This window comes from Chitinophaga sancti (genome assembly GCF_034424315.1).
GTDB classification, from domain to species: domain Bacteria; phylum Bacteroidota; class Bacteroidia; order Chitinophagales; family Chitinophagaceae; genus Chitinophaga; species Chitinophaga sancti.
The window spans coordinates 6455868-6475535 of sequence record NZ_CP139972.1 but is presented as its reverse complement, the minus strand read 5'-3'; the positions used below and the strand labels follow the sequence as shown (position 1 = coordinate 6475535).

The 19668-nt window shown below is 42.9% G+C and carries 19 protein-coding genes and 1 tRNA gene; 6 read left to right on the top strand and 14 right to left on the bottom strand.

Translation table 11 applies throughout. From position 1 onward, the window contains the following. Positions 1 to 9 precede the first annotated feature (9 nt). Positions 10 to 1500, top strand: coding sequence for a RagB/SusD family nutrient uptake outer membrane protein (locus tag U0033_RS25420; RefSeq protein ID WP_072360498.1), 1491 nt, complete (start codon positions 10 to 12; stop codon positions 1498 to 1500). A gap of 34 nt (positions 1501 to 1534) precedes the next feature. Here the strand turns inward: U0033_RS25420 and U0033_RS25415 are convergent, their stop codons facing one another. From U0033_RS25415 to U0033_RS25400, 4 genes are all read right to left on the bottom strand, one after another. Further along, a complete protein-coding gene (locus U0033_RS25415; protein ID WP_072360496.1) occupies positions 1535 to 2728 on the bottom strand; it encodes a hypothetical protein in 1194 nt (397 codons plus the stop codon). Between the two features lie 98 nt (positions 2729 to 2826). Then, complete coding sequence (locus U0033_RS25410) at positions 2827 to 3372, bottom strand: hypothetical protein (protein WP_072360493.1); 546 nt, start codon at positions 3370 to 3372, stop codon at positions 2827 to 2829. Then, on the bottom strand, positions 3372 to 3881 hold the full coding sequence (locus tag U0033_RS25405) for an RNA polymerase sigma factor (protein ID WP_245801768.1): 510 nt from the start codon (positions 3879 to 3881) through the stop codon (positions 3372 to 3374). The genes U0033_RS25410 and U0033_RS25405 overlap by 1 nt, the downstream gene beginning before the upstream one ends. Before the next feature lie 40 nt (positions 3882 to 3921). Continuing rightward, positions 3922 to 4737, bottom strand: a complete 816-nt coding sequence (locus U0033_RS25400) for a hypothetical protein (RefSeq protein ID WP_143150713.1) — start codon at positions 4735 to 4737, stop codon at positions 3922 to 3924. Between the two features lie 136 nt (positions 4738 to 4873). On the opposite strand from U0033_RS25400, the gene U0033_RS25395 reads away from it, so the two are divergent. After that, complete coding sequence (locus U0033_RS25395; RefSeq protein ID WP_143150712.1) at positions 4874 to 5308, top strand: lipocalin family protein; 435 nt, start codon at positions 4874 to 4876, stop codon at positions 5306 to 5308. Positions 5309 to 6057: 749 nt separating this feature from the next. Next, the gene (locus tag U0033_RS25390) at positions 6058 to 6573 is read left to right on the top strand and encodes a hypothetical protein (protein WP_143150711.1); all 516 of its coding nucleotides are present in this window, start codon (positions 6058 to 6060) and stop codon (positions 6571 to 6573) included. Positions 6574 to 6999: 426 nt separating this feature from the next. Here U0033_RS25390 and U0033_RS25385 read toward each other — a convergent pair. Continuing rightward, positions 7000 to 7073, bottom strand: a tRNA-Met gene (locus tag U0033_RS25385). A 79-nt stretch (positions 7074 to 7152) separates the two neighbouring features. Next, the gene (locus U0033_RS25380; RefSeq protein WP_245801762.1) at positions 7153 to 9264 is read right to left on the bottom strand and encodes an alpha-ketoacid dehydrogenase subunit alpha/beta; all 2112 of its coding nucleotides are present in this window, start codon (positions 9262 to 9264) and stop codon (positions 7153 to 7155) included. 73 nt (positions 9265 to 9337) lie between these two features. Here U0033_RS25380 and U0033_RS25375 point away from each other — a divergent pair, with 73 nt between their 5' ends. Then, positions 9338 to 9811 (top strand): MarR family winged helix-turn-helix transcriptional regulator, encoded by a 474-nt coding sequence (locus U0033_RS25375; RefSeq protein WP_072360482.1) that lies wholly within the window; start codon positions 9338 to 9340, stop codon positions 9809 to 9811. 71 nt (positions 9812 to 9882) lie between these two features. Here U0033_RS25375 and U0033_RS25370 read toward each other — a convergent pair whose 3' ends face one another. From U0033_RS25370 to U0033_RS25355, 4 genes are all read right to left on the bottom strand, one after another. Beyond that, entirely contained in the window at positions 9883 to 10494 is a 612-nt protein-coding gene (locus U0033_RS25370) for a fumarylacetoacetate hydrolase family protein (RefSeq protein WP_072360480.1), read from the bottom strand. Between the two features lie 45 nt (positions 10495 to 10539). Continuing rightward, positions 10540 to 11121: an aminoacyl-tRNA hydrolase gene (pth, locus tag U0033_RS25365; protein WP_083571518.1), complete on the bottom strand. Its 582-nt coding sequence runs from the start codon at positions 11119 to 11121 to the stop codon at positions 10540 to 10542. Positions 11122 to 11264: 143 nt separating this feature from the next. After that, positions 11265 to 11855 carry a 50S ribosomal protein L25 gene (locus tag U0033_RS25360; protein WP_072360478.1) on the bottom strand — a complete coding sequence of 197 codons (591 nt, stop codon included), beginning with the start codon at positions 11853 to 11855 and terminating at the stop codon, positions 11265 to 11267. Between the two features lie 41 nt (positions 11856 to 11896). Next, positions 11897 to 12841, bottom strand: a complete 945-nt coding sequence (locus U0033_RS25355) for a ribose-phosphate pyrophosphokinase (RefSeq protein WP_072360476.1) — start codon at positions 12839 to 12841, stop codon at positions 11897 to 11899. 220 nt (positions 12842 to 13061) lie between these two features. Between U0033_RS25355 and radC the strand changes: the two genes are divergently transcribed. Both radC and U0033_RS25345 read left to right on the top strand, forming a co-directional pair. Beyond that, entirely contained in the window at positions 13062 to 13850 is a 789-nt protein-coding gene (gene radC, locus U0033_RS25350; RefSeq protein ID WP_072360475.1) for a RadC family protein, read from the top strand. A 76-nt stretch (positions 13851 to 13926) separates the two neighbouring features. Next, the gene (locus U0033_RS25345; protein WP_072360473.1) at positions 13927 to 14904 is read left to right on the top strand and encodes a Gfo/Idh/MocA family protein; all 978 of its coding nucleotides are present in this window, start codon (positions 13927 to 13929) and stop codon (positions 14902 to 14904) included. A gap of 165 nt (positions 14905 to 15069) precedes the next feature. Here the strand turns inward: U0033_RS25345 and U0033_RS25340 are convergent, their stop codons facing one another. From U0033_RS25340 to U0033_RS25325, 4 genes are all read right to left on the bottom strand, one after another. Continuing rightward, the gene (locus U0033_RS25340; RefSeq protein ID WP_072360471.1) at positions 15070 to 15741 is read right to left on the bottom strand and encodes a 2-C-methyl-D-erythritol 4-phosphate cytidylyltransferase; all 672 of its coding nucleotides are present in this window, start codon (positions 15739 to 15741) and stop codon (positions 15070 to 15072) included. Positions 15742 to 15818: 77 nt separating this feature from the next. Further along, positions 15819 to 16868 (bottom strand): tRNA preQ1(34) S-adenosylmethionine ribosyltransferase-isomerase QueA, encoded by a 1050-nt coding sequence (queA, locus tag U0033_RS25335; RefSeq protein WP_072360469.1) that lies wholly within the window; start codon positions 16866 to 16868, stop codon positions 15819 to 15821. Positions 16869 to 16959: 91 nt separating this feature from the next. Beyond that, positions 16960 to 18711, bottom strand: a complete 1752-nt coding sequence (locus U0033_RS25330) for an ABC transporter ATP-binding protein (RefSeq protein WP_072360467.1) — start codon at positions 18709 to 18711, stop codon at positions 16960 to 16962. A 49-nt stretch (positions 18712 to 18760) separates the two neighbouring features. Further along, entirely contained in the window at positions 18761 to 19531 is a 771-nt protein-coding gene (locus U0033_RS25325) for an AMP nucleosidase (protein ID WP_072360465.1), read from the bottom strand. Positions 19532 to 19668 lie beyond the last annotated feature (137 nt).

Sequence of the window (19668 nt, the reverse complement as noted above, 5' to 3'; positions counted from 1 at the left end):
TTCTAAAAAATGAAATTATATAAATACTTTATTGTGGCGGTGCTTGGTCTTTCTGCCTGCAATAAGCAACTGGATACAGCACCCTCTGATGCAGTATCAGAAGACATTGTGCTTAAAAACATTTCCAATTTATCTACCATCGCCGAAGGTACATGGGCATCTATGATGGACGACTTTTATGGTGGAACCTATAGTAATCCGGGCTTCAAATCCATTTCACTGACCAGTGATGCAATGGCGAATGATGTGGCGTTGATTACAACCAAGTACGGGTTCCCGACTGCTTACCGCTTTACGCAGATGAATGATAAGACACAGTCGCGCGTCAGTTATTTCTGGGCCCAGCTGTACAAAATCATTAATAACAGCAATATCATTATCGCCAATGTGGATAAAGTAGAAGGTGATGCCAGCGAGAAAAAATTCCTGAAAGGACAGGCACTGGGATTGAGAGCACACACCTATCTGACGCTTGCATCTTTCTACCAGTTTTCTTATCTGAAAGATTCACTGGCGAGGACTGCCCCAATATATACGACGCCTACTACCGCTTCTACACAGGGGAATCCGAGAGCCTCACTGAAAGATATCTATGAGCTTATATTTGCGGATCTGCTGGCAGCAAAAGAGTTGCTGGCAGATTATGACCGCCCTGCTAAATACAAGATCAATGTGGATGTAGTGAATGGCTTGCTGGCCCGTGCTTTTTTAAATACAGGTCGTTGGGATCTGGCTGCAACAGCAGCTGCCGAAGCTCAACAGGATTATCCGCTGATGGCGCAGACGGAATACAGCAAAGGATTTAATGATGTGAATAATTCTGAGTGGATCTGGGGCCATCCTGAGATTCCAAGTCAGAGTGATGGCAGTTATAGTTTTCATTTCCTGGATGTATCTTCTTCCTCTTCATATTATTACAGTTTTATGGCAGATCCATTCTTTAAGGAGTTATTTGATGATGGTGATATTCGTAAGACGCTGTTTTCATGGGATGGGTCTGCATCTGCCAGGGAGGGCTACCTGCAGTATAAGAAGTTTAAATTTAAATCTGACCAGACAGCGGACCTCGTATTAATGAGGAGTGCAGAAGCTGTGCTGATCAAAGCAGAAGCTTATGCACGAGGGGGCAACCTGTCACAGGGGATTGATGCACTGAATGAGCTGCGCAGGGCAAGAGGTGCTGTTTTATTTACCAGTGGTACCCAGGCAGAGCTGATTAGTGCGGTCCTGATTGAGAGAAGGAAAGAGCTGTGGGGGGAAGGATTTGGTTTATCTGATATAATCCGTAATCAACTGGCAGTGGTACGTAAGGCTTATGTAGATGCCGGCGGAAATGATATTAAGGTAACGATTACCAGACCAGATGGCAGTACAGCACAGGTACCTGCGAAATATCATACGACGTTGAGATTTTCGGATGGTAGTAATTTTGTGGCGAACAGTCCGTATTACATCTTTGTGATCCCGCAAACGGAGGAACAGAATAATCCTAATTTATAGTTTCTGAGGGCCGGACAATGTCTGGCCCTTCGCTTTATTTACCGTGGCTGACAAGTAATTTATTTTCTTTCCATTTGGTGATGGTTTCTTTTTTCACACCACATTCAAGGAGGATTTCGACCAGGTGTTCAGTGCTATGACCTTCTATGGACCAGTCTATGGCAAATGCGGCGAAGTCGCCAGTGGTTTTTATTTTTCCGAATAGTTTGGTTTCAGTGAGGATGGCAGCAGCTCTTGTGAGGGTGGTCCGGCCAATTTTCATGTCAGACTTCTCTTCCATTAATTGCTCCATTTGAGCGAAGAGGTCTTCGAAGGAGCTGATATCAATGATTGCGTCGAGGTAATTGTCGGTAATGAATGCGAGTTCTCCTTTATCCCGCCTTTCCGCTATTTGTTGCTGCGTTTGAATCCCTAAAAGAGGCAGGTAGTTGTCAGCATAATGATAACCTAATTCGAGTAATGCGAGGGGCTCATTCATTTCCTGGTGATGGAGGGTATTTGTAATTTCCTGAGCCATTGCCATCGCGAGTTTTTCAACCAGTGCTTCCTGGCTTAGATTATCTCTATTACGGCTGAAAGTTAAGCGACCATTGCCATTTGCATCGAAAGTTTTGATTTTGTCAAGTTGGTTATCAACGTAAGTGTACTCATTATGAGAGGTATACTTTCCAATCCCAGGAGTGATATGGATGCCTTCGGAGCGGATGACTTTCCCTTCCTGGTCAAATAGAAAGCGGGAAGCGGTGAGGAAGAAAGAGTCGGCGTTTTCTTTGTATTTCCTGATTAATTCTGCTCTGGCATCTTTGAGATGGGCGTAACCTGCACCTCCGCCGTTTACAAATAAGCGTTGTGTAAGGACCTTACGGCCATTTTCAAATATGACCCTTGTGATGGCAGAGGGCGTACCGGTATTGATATTAAATTCTATATACTCGGCGAGGTTGTCCGTATAGTTATAATAACCCTCCCAGAAAAGTTTGTTGTGATCATGGTTGAAGGCAACATAGCAGGGCAGACCCTGGTCGTTGAAACCATATTGGTAGCTTTGTTTTTTGTTTGATAAAGCACCATCGGATGGAAAGGAATTTTTGTCAAATTTTTCGAGATTATAACGGGTATTTTCGGCGTATTGAGTGGTTTTAACGGCTGCTTTGTAAGCAGGAAGGTTTTTAATGTCGTCAAAGGCTTGTTCCCAACGGATGATAAGTTGATCTAATAATTTGTCCATAGAATAAAATTAAAGAATTCCCGGGAGAGTTTTTGTATTGGGTGCTATGGGGAATGCATTGATTTTCTTCGTATTTAGAATAATACGGTAACATATAGTCAAGGATTTATAGAATCCCTTCTTTGTACAGACAGTCTGTAATCATCACCGGAAATACCTTTTACCCCTTTATGTTTTTTAATTGGCGGCGCAGGCTCAACTACCTGGGGATTTATTACAGGGGGATTTGTTAAAGTGGAATCTGCTAATTCGGGCAGTTCTGGTTTTAATTCCTCTGGTATTGTGATCACTGCTTGTATGGTGTCTCTATATTCAACTACTGGTAGCTGTTTTTGAATAGTTTTAATAATGGCAGGGCTGTCCTTAGGAGGAACAGCTATTTCTATCGGAGGGATGATTATTTGTTTCGGAATAGGCTTCTTATGCGTGTAAAACCAGCAGCATAATGTAGTGACAACGGCTAATGTTATTACTCCATACCAGGCATTACCTGCATTGCCCCTGGAAGGTTTGGTTTCAGGCGCTTCAGGTATCTCATTTAATTGCATTTCGATGTTGGCCCAGATGCTGTCGGACATATCCGGCACAGGAATCTGGTCCAGCTTTGCTGCTATTAAATCTTCGTATGGAGTAGTTTTATTCACTAAATATTTATAGTGGTTAATTTTTTCTGAAGAATTTTTCTTGCTTCACTTAGATGCCATTTACTGGTGCCCTCACTGATATTCAATTGTGTTGAAATTTCTTTGTGCGTATAGCCATCAATAGCGTATAAAACAAAGACAGCATGTGTAGCGGGGGGCAATTGCCTAACCAATTGCAGAATAGCTGCGGCATCTGTTTTCTCTATTATGCTATTATTAACAAACGGTTCTTCCACTGCATCTATTTCAAGACTCACAAAACGGCTACGGAGTTTAATCTGATCCAATGATTCATTGATAATAATTTTTTTCACCCAACCATGAAAATTGCCTTTATTGGCATCAAATGCGTGTATGCTTCTGAACATTTTCACGAAGGCATGCCCCAGTATGTCGGCGGCTTCGTGCTCGTCAGTAGCATAGCGCATAGCAATCGTCATAGCAAAGCCGTAAAACATTTTATAGAGCTGGGCTTGTGCTTTTCTATTGCCATTGCGGCATTCGGGAATGATATTATCTAATTCCTGTTCCAGTGGTTATTTCAGATTACTACCAGTTTACATTGTGTATTTTCCTTGCGAATAACGCAGTGCCAATAGCGCCGATTTGCAGTCGTTCTGTTTCATCCAGTTCATTATAGAACCAGATGTTTTTATCAATCATATCGACTACAGCAATGACGCCACCACTGGTACTCAGTTCATAACCTGACATGATCGTAAATGGTAGTTTTCTTAATTTACCATTTACAGATTCTGTTTGCTCAAGACTTAATGGTTTTACGTAGATCGTATCTTCTCCGTTGGTAGCGAGGCCATGATCTGCTCTTTTCACAATAGAAAAGGGATTGGTATCACCTTGTTTATACCTGTCGTAATTATTGGTCATGACAAGTTCCCATTTCCTTGCGGTATCAGGTTTTATGATGGCTGAAAAAATATAGTCATATTGTTGTACCTGTTCAAAACTGTTAAAAACGCTTTTAATGTTTACAGCTTCATAATCAACGGTCCTTACCATCTTGTGTTCCGTGGCAAAGATTTCCATATGGTCCTTGCCATTGGAGAGCAAATAGCGAAATTTCCCTTTTTCAGTATCTACTGATCCTGACTTTTGGATGCCGATCTGGTTCAATAGGATATTTTCCGGGAAGTAATAAGGATCTTGCCATCCGCTTCCTGAGATTTGTGCACCTCTCTTAATTTTGGACGTACTGATCTTTCCGAATGACATTTTATTCGTTCCTGTACCTTTAACATGCTCCATAGTGGCTTGTTCCTTAAACACTTCCGGGATGGACATCTTTATGGTAGTCCGGCAGCTCATTAATAAGATTCCCCCGATTATAATTGCTACATTTTTCATTTTCCAATCTTTTCCTTTTATCAATACTGCTATTTTCATCAAAAGGTTGGGTACATGCAAAAAAATATTTTTCGCTGTGATTTCCCAACCTTTTCAATAGCGGAAAGGGTATTACTATCAAACAAAAGATGAAAATATGAGAACAAAACAAATCTTTATGATGATGGTATGCTGCTTTATTTTTTTCTCCTGTAAGAAAGAAAAGGAAGAAAGTCCTGCATGTGGGATTAGTATGGATGGTCTCGCAGGGGCATATAAGCTGACAAAAATACAATATAAGGCACCTGATAGTAATGATATTTTAGACTTTATGCAATTTACAGAGGAATGTGAAAAGGATGATATTATCACATTGCATAGCAATGGAAAATATAATTATGATGATGGAGGTGTGGTTTGTGAGCCGAGTGAAACGGATGAAGGGTTTTGGTTGTTAAAGGATAAGACCATTATGAGTGATGGGAGGATAAATGGAACGGTTGAGAGTTATGATTGTAAGACCCTGGTATATTATATGAAAGATGTATTGGTAGATGGGGATAAAATGACGTTTACGGCAGAGAGACTGTAAAAATATTAAGCGGCAGGAATTAATCCTGCCGCTTTTTTCTGAAAAAGGTTTTCATTACCGTTGGTGAACACCCTCTTTCATGAATGTTTTTATTGATAATTATGTCTTTGATAGCTAAGTCTGCGTCTTCTGAATTTGCCATATTTTAATATTGTGAATACCATCCAGATGACTAAGAAAGGGGATAGTATGAGACTGATGAGCATGATGGGAACGGTTAAACCGGTGGTTAGTAGGATTAAATGGACGACTAAGTAAATGGATACTATCCAGATGGAGAAAGTTGGATTCTTAAGCATAAAATAAGTTTTAAAAGTTAACAATCTTGTTAGTTGAGCATAGTAATTCTCTTTTCCACTGTTTATAATAGTAATTAGGCAATTAACAAGCCATTGACTAATTCACTGATAGTCAATAATTTGAAATCAATAAGATTGTTGACATTTATCGCCAAAGTAAAGAGAGGCTTATATAGATTGGGAAACTGAGCTGTTGAAACTATATTGCAGGACTTGCTTATTGTTTGTTTGCTTTGCTCCGTTGACCAAATTGAATATAGCTATATGAGAAAGCTACCCTTTTCCATAACCATTTTATTGTCATTCTTAGGCTGCAATTATTTTGCTAAAAACAAGGCAGACAGACACATCATTGTTAGGCATATATCGGTTTCTAAAACACCCATGGTTTGTGAGCGGGATACCTTGTTTTTATACTAAACGGATTCTCTTCTTTTAAAATCTAAATTGTTGCCCAAGGTTATTAAAAGTATACAGGATTCAATTCATTATTACTACTACAAAGATGGAATAGTGTTATATAAGGCGCTGATTGACGAAGTTATTTTTCCCAAAGTATTTTTAGAACAATTTGATAAGGCACAGGATGTAGACAGTGTGAGGTTAATAGTCAGGAGGAATTTAGACAATATGGCTTTTAACAGCTATGGCTTTGTAGCTTCATATGGCAGAGTATTCAGGCAGGTGGATGATCATTACTGGGTGGTAGAAAATCAAGTGGTAAGGGTCAAAGAAACTCCTGTAAGTAAAGCGCTTGATTTGGTAACAAAAAATGGGAAACGAGTAATGTTTGAGGGTGTTGTACCTACCAGAATGTTTAGGTCTGATACCCGGTTCAATGAGAAATTAATAGTCTATTATTCAAACAAAATTATTGATTCAATTTCAGTATCCTCGCCGGATGTTAAAATATCATCCCATGTAGGACGGTTTGCTGAGAATTTGCAGGAGGCAAAATCGTTATAAGATTTTCTTTGGGGGTATGAGGAGCCGCAGGGTTCATAAGGTTACAGAACAAGGGGAGATTTCCGTATTTGTTTGGTTTTAGTTCACAATGTTAATTGGTTCGGATAATTTCACTGAATGTACGGTAAAAGGTATCACTTCCACGGATCTGTTCAATACAATGTATGCCGCTTATCAGGGGCTGGATGTCGAAGTGTATAATATTCATTCCACTTTTACGAATATTACGGTTAATCCTCAATCACCTTTACTTGAAATATAGTATAAGAACTCTTAGTGGGCGAAATTTCCTTTGAATGTTGTATTGTCTAAAAATTACTAACCTCTTATTTCAGGACTGTGAGAAGTCCTAAAAGCGACAAAGCCCACAGAATCTATGTTCTATGGGCTTCTTGCCAAAAGTTTGCAGTGAACTTAATCACTTTGTAGCGAGAAAGGGAGTTGAACCCTTGACCTCAGGGTTATGAATCCTGCGCTCTAACCGCCTGAGCTACCTCGCCAAGTCCTCGTCTTGTTCAAAACGGGAGTGCAAAGATAATAGGGAATTTTATAAAAGCCAAGAGGTATTTAAAAAATATTTTAATAAGCTAACAACTCTTTAATCGCCGTCTTCAATTTTTGCGGATTGGGGAGCATTTCATTCTCCAAAACCGTATTGATAGGCACCGCTGGCAGATCCAAGGCTCCAAGCATGAAAACAGGTGCATCCAGCGAACGGAAGCAATGCTGCTGAATACGCCCTGCCAATGCCTGGGCGAAGGAGTTGTTCAGCTGCTCTTCAGTAAGAACCAGACATTTCCCATGGCGGGAAACTGAAGAAAAGACCAGTTGCTCATCCAGGGGGAACAAAGTACGGAGGTCAATGACTTCCACCTGACCCGGAAAGGCGGCTGCTACATTTGTTGCCCAGTATACGCCCATTCCATAGGTGATAATACAACAGGTACTGCCCTTTTTAACATCTTTTGGATGAGCAGTCACGACTACCCTTCCTTTGCCCAAAGGCAACTGATAGTCTGCATCCGGCTCTACCATGATAGCTCCCTGGGTGCCTGGAACTTTACTCCAGTACAAGCCTTTATGCTCCAGCATGACCACCGGATTGGGATCCAGGAAAGCCGCTTTCATCAACCCCTTCATATCAGCTGCATTTGACGGGTAAACGACTTTAATACCTTTGATGGTCAGTAAAGTTGATTCGATACTACCTGAATGATAAGGCCCTCCTCCCCCATAAGCACCTATAGGAATACGGATCAGGGTCTGCACAGGGAATTTACCATAGCTCAGGTAACAGGATTTAGAGATCTCGGTCACCAGCTGGTTAAAGCCCGGATAGATATAATCGGCAAATTGAATTTCTACTATAGGTTTAACACCAACTGCGGATAATCCAGCAGTGGCACCGACGATATACGCCTCCTGAATAGCCGTATTGTAAACCCTGTGATCGCCAAACTTTTCAGCAAGGGTAGCCGCTTCACGAAATACACCTCCTAAACGGCGACCTACATCCTGGCCAAAAAAGATGGCTTCGGGATAGTCACGCAAGATCTCTTCCATTGCGTGCAATGCCGCATCCACCATCATCACCTTTGCACCTTTTTCTGGAGTACGGTTCCCTTTTTCCACTGTCACTGCAGCAGGCGCAAATACATGATCCTTTACAGTACGGGGATCCGGATCCGGGGAGATGCGCGCTTTGTCAAATTCAGCTTCTATATAATCCTGTGAATCTCTTTCTATTGCTAACAGGTCCTTTTCAGGGATACCAGCGGAAAGCAACAATGCTTTTAATCTGGGTAAAGGATCCTTTGCATTATGCAGGGCGAGGTCACCTTCTGTCCTGTACCATTCTTTACGAACGCCCGAAGTATGATGCCCCAGCAATGGAACACAGGCATGTACCAGCACAGGCTTTCTTTCTTCGCGAACGTAGTTAATAGCGGCCTCCATGCCGTGATAACTTTCTTCAAAATCACTTCCATCCACCCGCATCCTTTCCATGCCTTTAAAGCCCGCCGCATACTCATATGCATCCATCGCCCGGGTTTCTGCCGATGAGGCAGAAATACCCCATTCATTGTCCTGCACGAGGTAAATAACAGGAAGTTCCCAAAGAATAGCGCTCTGCCATGCCTCGCTGACTTCCCCTTCTGTAACACTGCCATCGCCCAGTGAACACAGTACAACCGGCAGTTCACCATGAGGTCCGGCAGGCAGCGAATCGGGCAGGTTTTTTTCGAGATATTTAATGCCCTGCGCCATCCCCGTAGCAGGAATGACCTGCATACCCGTAGCACTGCTTTGATGAGGAATCAAGGGTTTATTAGGCACCCTGCTGCCCGGATGACTGTAATACGATCGGCCACCCGAGAAAGGATCCTCTCCTTTGGCGAGCAACTGAAACATCAGTTCCAGGGGTGTAAAACCCATTGCCAGCAACATACTGTCATCCCGATAGTATGGACTGGCATAATCCCAGGGCTGTAATAGTAAACCAGCTGCTATCTGGATAGCTTCATGTCCGCGGGATGTGGAATGGACATATTTACAAATGGAACGGTTCGCTTCATACGTGGCAGCCATGTGGTTCGCCTGGCACATCAGGCGAAAGGCTTTCAGCCATAGGCCCTGCTTATTAGCAATGCCGGCTTTTATAGTTGGGGTGATTGTATTATCTTTAAACACTTTATATCTAATTTCGATGTCTACAAGAATACATAGTTGCTAATACAACTATTGCTAATGCAATTTAAACTATATGCCTAATACTTTCGTAACAAATCCATCTTTTTTTAAGTTGGATGCCACCCTTAAAAGAATCCGTAACTACTGGCAAAAGACTTTTGACATTCATAAAGTGGACATTACTGTGGACCAGTGGCTGTTGATAGAGAACCTGTATAAACACAAAAAGATTACGCATAATGAATTGGCGAAACTGACGTCGAAGGATATCACCACTGTTTCCCGTATTATAGAATTACTGGTTAAAAAGGAGCTGGTGCTCCGGGAAGGATCTCCCCAGGACCGCAGAAAGGTATTTTTGCAGCTCACTGTTAAAGGCGCGGAAAAATATAAGGAAGCAAGACCTTTGGTACTGGAAATGCGTAAAACGGGCTGGAATCACCTCTCTGAAGGAGATTTTCAGGAATTGACGAGGATTCTGGATGTGATTTATAATAATGTGCCGGATGAGGTGACTTTGACGAAGCAGGTGCCAGAGGAAAAGTGAAATTAATAAAGCAATAAATAAAAACGGCCTGCTCTGTCATTGAGCAGGCCGTTTTTTTATAGTCAGATTAGTTATTTCACCATAAACTCCAGCAAACTATCATTCTCTATAAAAGCCTCCAGGGTATCTCCTATTTCCACAGGTCCCACTCCAGCCGGCGTACCTGTAAATACCAGATCACCAATATTCAGGGTAAAGAATTTAGAAATATAAGCCACCAGAAAATCGAAAGAAAACAACAGGTCTTTTGTATTCCCCTGCTGCATCAGTTCTTTATTTTTATACAAACAGAAGTTAATATCTTTCTTATCCAGTTCTGGTGTAATAGGTATAAACTGCCCTACAACTGCGGAGTTATCAAACGCCTTGGCGATCTCCCAGGGTAAGCCTTTCTGCTTTTGTTTATCCTGCAGATCACGTGCTGTAAAGTCAATACCAATCCCAATCTGATCATAGTATTTATCTGCAAATTTTTCCTGAATATGTTTTCCGTTCTTACATATTCTTAGTACCAGTTCACACTCATAGTGGAGATTGTCGGTAAACTCCGGATAGTAGAATGGGTGGTTGTTTTGCAACAATGCATTCTTAGGCTTCATGAAAATCACAGGTTCTGTCGGTACCTCATTTTTCAATTCCTTTGCATGATCGGCATAGTTTCTTCCAACGCATATAATTTTCATGACGGTTAATCTTTAATTAAGGTTAAATGAAATGGATTAATAAATCTAGTTTCCGGGTGAATATTTAAGGTTATTATACTGATTCATAGTGCGTTCCAAACCAATTGTTACAAACCCTTCGATAATCTCCACACATTTTTCCAGTTTCCACTGCACTACTGGCAATTCATCTTTAGGCCATTTGCCCAGTACAAAATCTACCTGTCTGCCTTTAGGATAGCTATTACCAATACCGAATCTCAGGCGTGGATATTGATTGGTTCCCAGGAGCTCCTGGATATTTTTAAGGCCGTTCTGTCCTGCATCACTACCACCAGGGCGGATACGCAGTACTTCTACCGGCAGTGCTAGGTCATCTACCAATACAAAGATATTTTCCAATGGCACCTTTTCCTTGTCCATCCAGTATTTAACGGCCTTGCCGCTTAGGTTCATATAGGTAGTGGGCTTAATCACAATAAGGGTACGGCCCTTCCATTTCACTTCTGCCACGTCTGCGAGGCGTTCGTTTTTGTAAGTGCCTCCATGTTTTGCAACAAAGGTATCTGCGATATCGAATCCAATATTATGGCGGGTATGCTCATATTCTGCGCCTATATTCCCAAGCCCTACTATCAGGTATTTCATCTGTCGACTGATTTAATATACGAACTTGTGGCGCTATGCTCCCATATATACGGAAGATTTGCAAACCACGGCGTAAAAATAGAAAAAGTCCCATCCCGGACGAACCAGGACGGAACTTTTTGGAAAAATATCTATAAAGAAAATTATTTCTTCTTGGTGTCTTTGTCGTTAGCAGCCTCTTCCTGACGTAACTGACGGGTCATTACTACAGAAGCGATAGGAATACGAGGAGAGTTAGTGATCTCGATGTTTTCAGCTACTACGTCTTCAACGCGGACGTTACCGTTCAGTTCCAGCTTATCGATGTTAACTTCGATATTCTCACGCAGATATTTAGGCAGGGCCTTAACTTTCAGCGCCTTGATCTTAACAACCAGTTTACCACCGGCTTTAACACCCTCTGACTGACCTACGATCTTGATTGGCAGGCTTACGCTTACTGGCTTATCTTCAACCAGTTCCAGGAAGTCGATGTGTGCCAGCTCGTCAGTTACTGTATCGAACTGCAGATCTTTCAGTACACACCTGTAAGTTTTAGCACCCAATTTGATTTCAGCGAGCTGAAATTCAGCAGTGTAAACCAGATTTTTGAAAGCAACAGCCGGAGCAGTAAAGCTCACAGTTTCAGCACCCCCATAAATAACACAAGGCACTTGTCCCTCAGAACGTACCTGGCGGGTGGCTTTTTTGCCATATTCGCTCCTGAGTTGTCCTTCGATTGTTATCGTTTTCATTGATTAAACATTTATAATTGTTATAAATAAGCTTGTTGCTACTAGCGGCGGTGACTATGCACGAACAGGTTTGTGATAGACTTGTTCTCATGCATGTTCCGGATGGCTACTGCAAAGAGATCAGCAACACTGATCACCTTTATCTTTGAAGATTGCTGTTTCAATGGAATGGTGTCGCAGATAACGAACTCTTCCAACACAGAATTTTCAATGTTTTCGTAAGCTTTCCCGCTCAGCACAGGGTGTGTACAAAATGCACGAACACTCTTTGCTCCCTTTTCTATCAGCAGGTTAGCTGCCTTGGTAAGGGTACCTGCGGTATCGCAGATATCGTCGATCAGCACGATATCTTTGTCTTTCACATCACCTATTACAACCATGGAAGCGATCTCATTTGCACGTTTGCGGTGCTTATCGCAGATCACCATTTCCGCGTTGAAGTAAGCTGCTACTTCCCTTACCCTATTGGTGCTACCCACGTCGGGGGATGCAAAGGTAAGATTTTCCAGTTTCAAATTCTCAATGTACGGAATGAAAATTGCCGAACTATCCAGGTGATCTACCGGGATATCGAAGAAACCCTGGATCTGAGGAGCGTGCAAATCCATGGTAATCACCCTGTTAGCACCTGCCGACGTGAGCAGATTAGCTACCAGTTTAGAGGCGATGGCTACCCTTGGTTTGTCCTTTCTGTCTTGCCTGGCAAAGCCAAAGTATGGAATTACTGCGGTGATATAACCGGCAGAAGCCCTTTTGGCTGCGTCGATCATCATTAATAACTCCATCAGATTGTCCGATGGAGAGTTAGTGCTCTGCACTAGAAAAACATAATCACCGCGGATACTTTCCATATAAATCGGCTGGAATTCTCCGTCACTGAACTTTTGAATTGTCAATTTACCCAGACCGTTGCCGTAGCGGCTGGCGATTTTCTCTGCCAGTGCTGGGTTGCTGTTCCCTGTGAATATTTTTACTGATGGTTGCATGAACTATGAAAAAGAGGTTGCAAAACTATGATTTTTGGAGTATGAATTTTTTTATTTTTTGTTGATTACAGGGCCAGACACACGACTTTGCATTATTTCGAATAAGTAAAACTCTTATTACTAGGAGGTTACCTTCCCTGTGTTGTGGATTGTGGTGTAAATTTAAAAAAAATTGAAAGACCAAAGGGAAAGATGTAAATTGCTAAAAAAGTTAGCAGGAATGGATACCATTGATTCGTTAGCCAGGTACGTGCCAATTAATAAATGGCGTACAGATGATCAACCAAGACAGAAGTTAGTTATCAAAGGAATAGAAACATTGAGCGACGCAGAGTTGCTCGCTTTGTTACTGAACACAGGCCATAAGCACAAATCCGCACTATTGCTGGCCCAGGAGATACTCTCCAAATCATCCAATAATTTACAGGAGTTAGGAAAAGTGAATGTTAATCAGCTCAGGAGGCTGAGAGGCATTGGAGAAGCAAAGGCTGCCCGGATAGTCGCTGCATTGGAACTGGGGCGCAGGCGGCAGGCAGGTAATGTACTGTTCAAAAATACCATCCATAACGGACAGGATGCTGCTCTTTATTTTAAGCCGATTCTGGGAGATTGTCCTAATGAGCGGGTACATGTCCTGTTTTTAAATTTTGCCCATAAGGTGATTAAGGATTGTTGTATAAGCCAGGGAGGTATTTCCTCCGCATTTGCTGATGTGCGTATTATTCTGAGAGAAGCACTGGAACTTGGCGCTACATCTATAATTCTCTGCCATAATCATCCTTCAGGAAACCTCAATCCCAGTCAGTCCGATATTCTTTTTACAAAAAAAGTTGTACAGGCAGCCAGTATTTTGGATATACTGGTATTAGATCACATTATCGTATCTCAGGCCGGGTACTACAGTATGAATGAGGAAGGCCTCATGAGTGAAGAAAAACAACAGCGCAGTCAAATCAGAGAAAACAACTCTCCATTTGGATTTGCTGCAATAAGAATGGTCATAGCATAAGGGTATATATTATAACATTTGGATATAATACGGTCTTTTCCTTACATTCGCAATTATTTTATTTTCAAAGAATAATATGCTCAAAATAGGAATCTTTGGTGTGGGGCACCTGGGTAAGATTCATCTTTCCCAATGGGCCACCATAAAGGACGTAGAAGTAGTCGGCTTTTTTGATCCAAGTGATAGCAATGCCGCAAGTGTAGCACAGCAATACCAGATTCCGAGATTCTCGACCGCGGAAGAACTGATACTCGCTTCTGACGCCATCGACATCATCGCTCCCACCACACAGCACTTCAAATTATGTGAAATGGCTATCCGCAACGGAAAGCACATTTTCGTGGAGAAACCGATGACCAATACCATGGAAGAAGCTAAAACACTGGTAAAACTGGTGGAAGAAGCTAACATCAAATTCCAGGTGGGTCATGTGGAACGTTTCAATCCGGCTTTCCTGGCACTGAAAGGACATACGCTTAATCCTATGTTCATCGAAGTACATCGCCTGGCTGAATTCAATCCACGTGGTACTGACGTGAGCGTGATCCTGGATCTCATGATCCATGATATTGATATTGTGCTCAGCATTGTTAAATCTACCGTGAACCGTATCTCTGCAAGCGGTGTTGCTGTTATGAGTGATACACCAGATATCGCCAACGTTCGCATTGAATTCCATAACGGTTGTGTAGCCAATCTGACCTCCAGCCGTATCTCTCTGAAAAAGATGCGAAAAATGCGCCTCTTCCAGAAAGATGCCTACATCGGTATCGACTTCCTGGATAAGAAGACTGAGATTATCAAGCTGAAAACACCGGACGATGAAGGGTTATTCACACTGGATATAGATACTAACAGTGGTAAGAAGACCATCGCGATCGATAATCCTGAGATCAAACAGGTAAATGCGATCAGAATGGAGCTTGAACTGTTCAGGGATGCTATTCTTCAGAATAAGCCTGTTCCGGTAAATGCAATTGATGGTTTGCAGGCTATGGAAGTAGCCCATCAGATCCTTGCTAAAATCAATAAGGGCTTGTCTCCAGAAGCTTAATCTACGGAAAGGGAATCTTTTGCGGATTGTCTACAGGGGGTTAGTTCCTGAGAAGAACATAATCATTGTAGATGGTCTTTAGCAACCTGATTTCTAAAAAAGGGACTAATCTTTGTAAAGGTCTTTAGCTATTTAATACCCGAGAAGGAAACTTTATCCGGGTATTTATTCTCTCGTGCCTAACAAAGCCTCTGCTATTGTCAAATCAAGCGGACGCGTAATCTTAATATTCGCTTCGTCGCCGGGTACCAACTGTACCTGGCGGCCCTGGCGCTCTACTACAGTTGCTTCATCTGTAAATAAGGGATCAAAAGGCTGTTCAAAAGCCGGCAGAATCCACTCTGACAAAAATGTCTGCGGAGTCTGGATAATCTTATATTGCTCCCTGTCTACCGCCCTGTTACCATTCGGTACCAGTTCACGGATACTATCTTTCATATCTATCACAGGAATCGCACTTCCCTGCGCTACTGCTCCTTCATAACAACGGTGGATCAACGCCGTACTCACCATGGGCCGCACACCATCGTGTACAAAGATCACCGCCGGCTCCTGCACAGTCTTCAACCCATTCAATACCGAATTGAAACGGGTTTCTCCACCACTCACCAACAAGATCTGCCTGAAATCGCCTATCCATTCAGCTACATAACTGAAATGGACCTCCGGCAACACCAATACAATCTCCATATCAGCATATGCATGCGCAAAAGCATTGACGGTATGCCATAATACCGGCTTTCCGGCCAGTTGCAGAAACTGCTTGGGTACGGCACTTCCCATACGGGTACCGGAACCTCCGGCTACAATGATGGCTACTTTCTTTCGTTGTTCCACGAGCTGAAATTAAATTGCGAATGATCCTGCCTGAGCAGCACCATTCGCAATAAATAATTGAGAATCTGTTTCGTTTATTAGAGAATCAGCATAGCATCGCCATAGCTGAAGAAACGGTATTTCTCCTTGATAGCCTGTTGGTAAGCTTCCATCACCAGATCATAACCAGCAAACGCACATACCATGATGAGCAGACTTGTCTTAGGCAGGTGGAAATTAGTTACCAAAGCATTAGGGATAGCGAAATCATAAGGAGGATGAATGAATGTGTTAGTCCATCCTTCTGCTGCTTTCAGCATGTTCTGTGCTGTTACGGAAGATTCTACAGCTCTTACAGTTGTCGTACCGATCGCACATACTTTACGATTTTCTTCTTTCGCCTTGTTCACAATCTTCACAGCGTATTCATCAATGTTGAAATACTCTGCATCCATCTTGTGCTTGCTCAGGTCTTCCACTTCGATAGGACGGAAAGTACCTAAACCAGTGTGAAGAGTTACCTCTGCAAACTTAATACCCTTGATTTCAAGACGTTTGATCAGCTCACGGCTGAAGTGCAAGCCAGCAGTTGGCGCAGCTACTGCTCCTTCGTACTTGGCATACACTGTCTGGTAACGCTCCTTGTCCTCGTCTTCTGGCTTACGCTTGATGTACTTAGGCAGCGGCGTTTCACCCAGGGTGTCCAGCACCTGCTTAAACTCATCATCATTACCTTCAAACAGGAAACGAATGGTACGGCCGCGGGAAGTAGTGTTGTCAATTACTTCTGCTACCAGCGATTCATCATCTCCAAAATACAATTTGTTACCAACCCTGATCTTACGGGCAGGATCCACAATCACATCCCACAAACGATTCTGCTTGTTCAGTTCGCGCAACAGGAATACTTCAATCTTGGCACCTGTTTTCTCTTTACGGCCATAAAGACGGGCAGGGAATACTTTCGTATTGTTCACCATCATTACATCCTTGTCATTGAAATAATTCAGGATATCCTTGAATACCTTGTGCTCGATTTTGCCGGTGGCACGGTTTACCACCATCAAACGTGCTTCATCTCTTGTCTTGGAAGGGTGCTGTGCGATCAGATTTAAAGGAAGATCAAACCTAAACTGTGATAGTTTCATATTACGGTATGAATAAATTTAAAGGTTGCAAAGGTATTGATAATATACCATCTGTCAAAAACGATTTATTTGCTATTTATAATACAATTAATTACGCATAAATGTTTTTAGGAATGGAACTGATGAGCTGCCTTGTATATGCGCTCTGCGGATGTTCATAAACCTGATCAGCAGGCCCTTCCTCCTCTATCCTCCCCTTATTCATCACCATCATCCTATCACTGATAAAACGCACCACCGACAGATCGTGCGATATAAATATATACGTAAACCCGAACTCTTCCCGTAAGCGCATCAGCAGATTTAATACCTGTGCCTGAATACTTACATCCAGAGCTGCTACCGACTCATCACAAATGATAAACGAGGGCTGTAGTGCCAAAGCCCGGGCGATCACAATCCGCTGTCGCTGCCCACCTGAAAATTCATGTGGATAACGGTAATAATGCTCAGGCGACAGATTTACTTTATCCAGCAATTCCTGTACCTTTTCTTTACGCTGACGATCATTAGCGTATAATCCATGTACCTGTAAGGGTTCGAGAATGGCCTGACCAACAGTCAGGCGTGGATTCAGGGAAGAATAGGGATCCTGGAATATTATTTGCAGCTCTTTGCGAAGGTCACGCATTTCTGAGGCCGGCAACTGGCAAAGGTCTTTCCCTTTATATAAAATACTTCCATTGGTAGGTGGCGTAAGGCGTAATAAGGTGCGGCCAAGGGTGGTCTTTCCACATCCCGACTCCCCTACCAATCCCATGGTCTCCCCTTCTTTTACAGTAAAGCTGACTCCATTTACGGCTTTTGTCCAGCTTTGCACCTTCCCAAAAATATTGCGGGAAGCCGGAAACCAGGTATGCAAATCTCTTACTTCTAATAACGCAGGTTGTTGTGTTATATGTTGCTCTCTCAGGATTATTTTATCTGCAGGAATTTCGAGGCTTTCTACCAGTGAACGCACTGCCTGCCCTTTTTCGTGAATCAAACCCTCCGCATCTACTTCCATAAAGTCGCGGGTCACCGGCAAGCGGTATAGTCTTTTGTCCAGCGGAGGACGGCAGGCCAGCAGGCCTTTGGTATAAGGATGTTGTGGATGAGTGAATATCTCCTGTACACTGCCCTGTTCTACAATCTGCCCTTTGTACATCACCGCTACCCTATCGGCAATTTCTGCAATCACACCCAGGTCATGGGTAATAAATACCACGCTCATGCCTGTTTCCTGTTGCAATTCTTTTAACAATGCAAGAATTGTCTTTTGTACGGTAACGTCCAAGGCCGTCGTCGGCTCGTCAGCTATCAGCAGGCGGGGTTGGCAACAGATAGCCATCGCAATCATCACACGTTGTTTCTGACCGCCGGATAACTGATGTGGATAACGGTGTAGTATCTTCTCCGGATCCGGCAGGCGGACCTGCCTGAATAAGGTTAAAGTTTGTGCCCTCGCCTCGCTGACAGAGACTTTCTTATGCAACCGGATGGATTCTATCACCTGTGCGCCACAGGTATGCAGCGGATTCAGGGCAGTCATCGGCTCCTGAAAAATCATGGCGATTTCATTCCCTCTCCAGTTGCGCATTTCACTTTCAGAGAGTTCGGGAAGGTTGACAGGAGATTTTTCCGGGTCAACCTGGTACAATAAACGACCAGCTGAAATAAGACCGGGAGACTGAATAAGCCGCATCAGGGCCAGTGAGGTCACAGACTTTCCCGAGCCGGATTCTCCGACTATTCCAATAATCTCCCCTTTTCTGATGTCCAGAGAAATATCCTTCACCGCCTGATGGCCGGCGAAGGAAACGGTTAGATTCCGGATGGAAAGTAGTGTGGAAGAAGTGAGCATTCCTGCTCATATTACGAAATAATAAGCAAAATTCTTACTGCTTACGAACTTAGAATCGTAGATGCTTCACTGTCTGGTGACTGTTGATCAGCGCCTTCAATGAGTCAATACCGATCTTCAGGTGATTGTTCACATAATCAGAAGTCACTTTCTTATCGCTTTCTTCTGTTTTTACTCCTTCTGGCACCATAGGTTGGTCAGAAACCAGCAACAATGCGCCCGTAGGAATCTTATTGTAGAAACCTACTGAGAAGATCGTCGCGGTTTCCATATCCACAGCCATTGCTCTTACTTTTTCCAGGTAGCGTTTAAATTCTACATCATGTTCCCATACCCGACGGTTGGTGCTGTAACAGGTACCTGTCCAGTAGTCACAACCATATTCACGGATGGTGGTGGAAATAGCCTTTTGGAGAGCAAATGCAGGTAGTGCTGGCACTTCAGGCGGGAAATAATCATTGGAGGTACCTTCACCTCTGATAGCTGCGATAGGCAGGATCAGGTCACCTACATTATTTTTCTTTTTCAAGCCGCCACATTTACCCAGGAATAATACGGCATTGGGTGAAATAGCGGTTAACAGGTCCATAATGGTGGCAGCGCCTGGGCTACCCATACCAAAATTGATAATAGTAATGTCATTTGCGGTAGCACATTGCATAGCTTTACCTATGCCAACGATCTTGACATTGTTCCATTCAGCAAATAAGGTGAGGTAATTACTAAAGTTGGTGAGGAGGATGTGGGAGCCAAAGTTCTCCAATTTTTCGCCGGTGTAGCGGGGAAGCCAATTAGCTACTATTTCTTCTTTTGTCTTCATAGCCTTTTGACATGCAAATTTACAAAAAAATTCCCGGTAGTGAGTCATTTATTCTGTAAGAGCCACTGTCAAGCCCTGACGCTGTATGCATCAAGGCTTGACAGCGGGGGCGAATGGCTTTAAATCAGATCTGCTAA

What these genes read in the sequence shown, in the direction of transcription:
- U0033_RS25420 (WP_072360498.1), top strand. Translation starts at nt 10, where the DNA reads ATGAAATTATATAAATACTTTATTGTGGCGGTGCTTGGTCTTTCTGCC.
- U0033_RS25415 (WP_072360496.1), bottom strand. Translation starts at nt 2,728, where the DNA reads ATGGACAAATTATTAGATCAACTTATCATCCGTTGGGAACAAGCCTTT.
- U0033_RS25400 (WP_143150713.1), bottom strand. Translation starts at nt 4,737, where the DNA reads ATGAAAAATGTAGCAATTATAATCGGGGGAATCTTATTAATGAGCTGC.
- U0033_RS25395 (WP_143150712.1), top strand. Translation starts at nt 4,874, where the DNA reads ATGAGAACAAAACAAATCTTTATGATGATGGTATGCTGCTTTATTTTT.
- U0033_RS25375 (WP_072360482.1), top strand. Translation starts at nt 9,338, where the DNA reads ATGCCTAATACTTTCGTAACAAATCCATCTTTTTTTAAGTTGGATGCC.
- U0033_RS25370 (WP_072360480.1), bottom strand. Translation starts at nt 10,494, where the DNA reads ATGAAAATTATATGCGTTGGAAGAAACTATGCCGATCATGCAAAGGAA.
- pth (WP_083571518.1), bottom strand. Translation starts at nt 11,121, where the DNA reads ATGAAATACCTGATAGTAGGGCTTGGGAATATAGGCGCAGAATATGAG.
- U0033_RS25360 (WP_072360478.1), bottom strand. Translation starts at nt 11,855, where the DNA reads ATGAAAACGATAACAATCGAAGGACAACTCAGGAGCGAATATGGCAAA.
- U0033_RS25355 (WP_072360476.1), bottom strand. Translation starts at nt 12,841, where the DNA reads ATGCAACCATCAGTAAAAATATTCACAGGGAACAGCAACCCAGCACTG.
- radC (WP_072360475.1), top strand. Translation starts at nt 13,062, where the DNA reads ATGGATACCATTGATTCGTTAGCCAGGTACGTGCCAATTAATAAATGG.
- U0033_RS25345 (WP_072360473.1), top strand. Translation starts at nt 13,927, where the DNA reads ATGCTCAAAATAGGAATCTTTGGTGTGGGGCACCTGGGTAAGATTCAT.
- queA (WP_072360469.1), bottom strand. Translation starts at nt 16,868, where the DNA reads ATGAAACTATCACAGTTTAGGTTTGATCTTCCTTTAAATCTGATCGCA.
- U0033_RS25330 (WP_072360467.1), bottom strand. Translation starts at nt 18,711, where the DNA reads ATGCTCACTTCTTCCACACTACTTTCCATCCGGAATCTAACCGTTTCC.
- U0033_RS25325 (WP_072360465.1), bottom strand. Translation starts at nt 19,531, where the DNA reads ATGAAGACAAAAGAAGAAATAGTAGCTAATTGGCTTCCCCGCTACACC.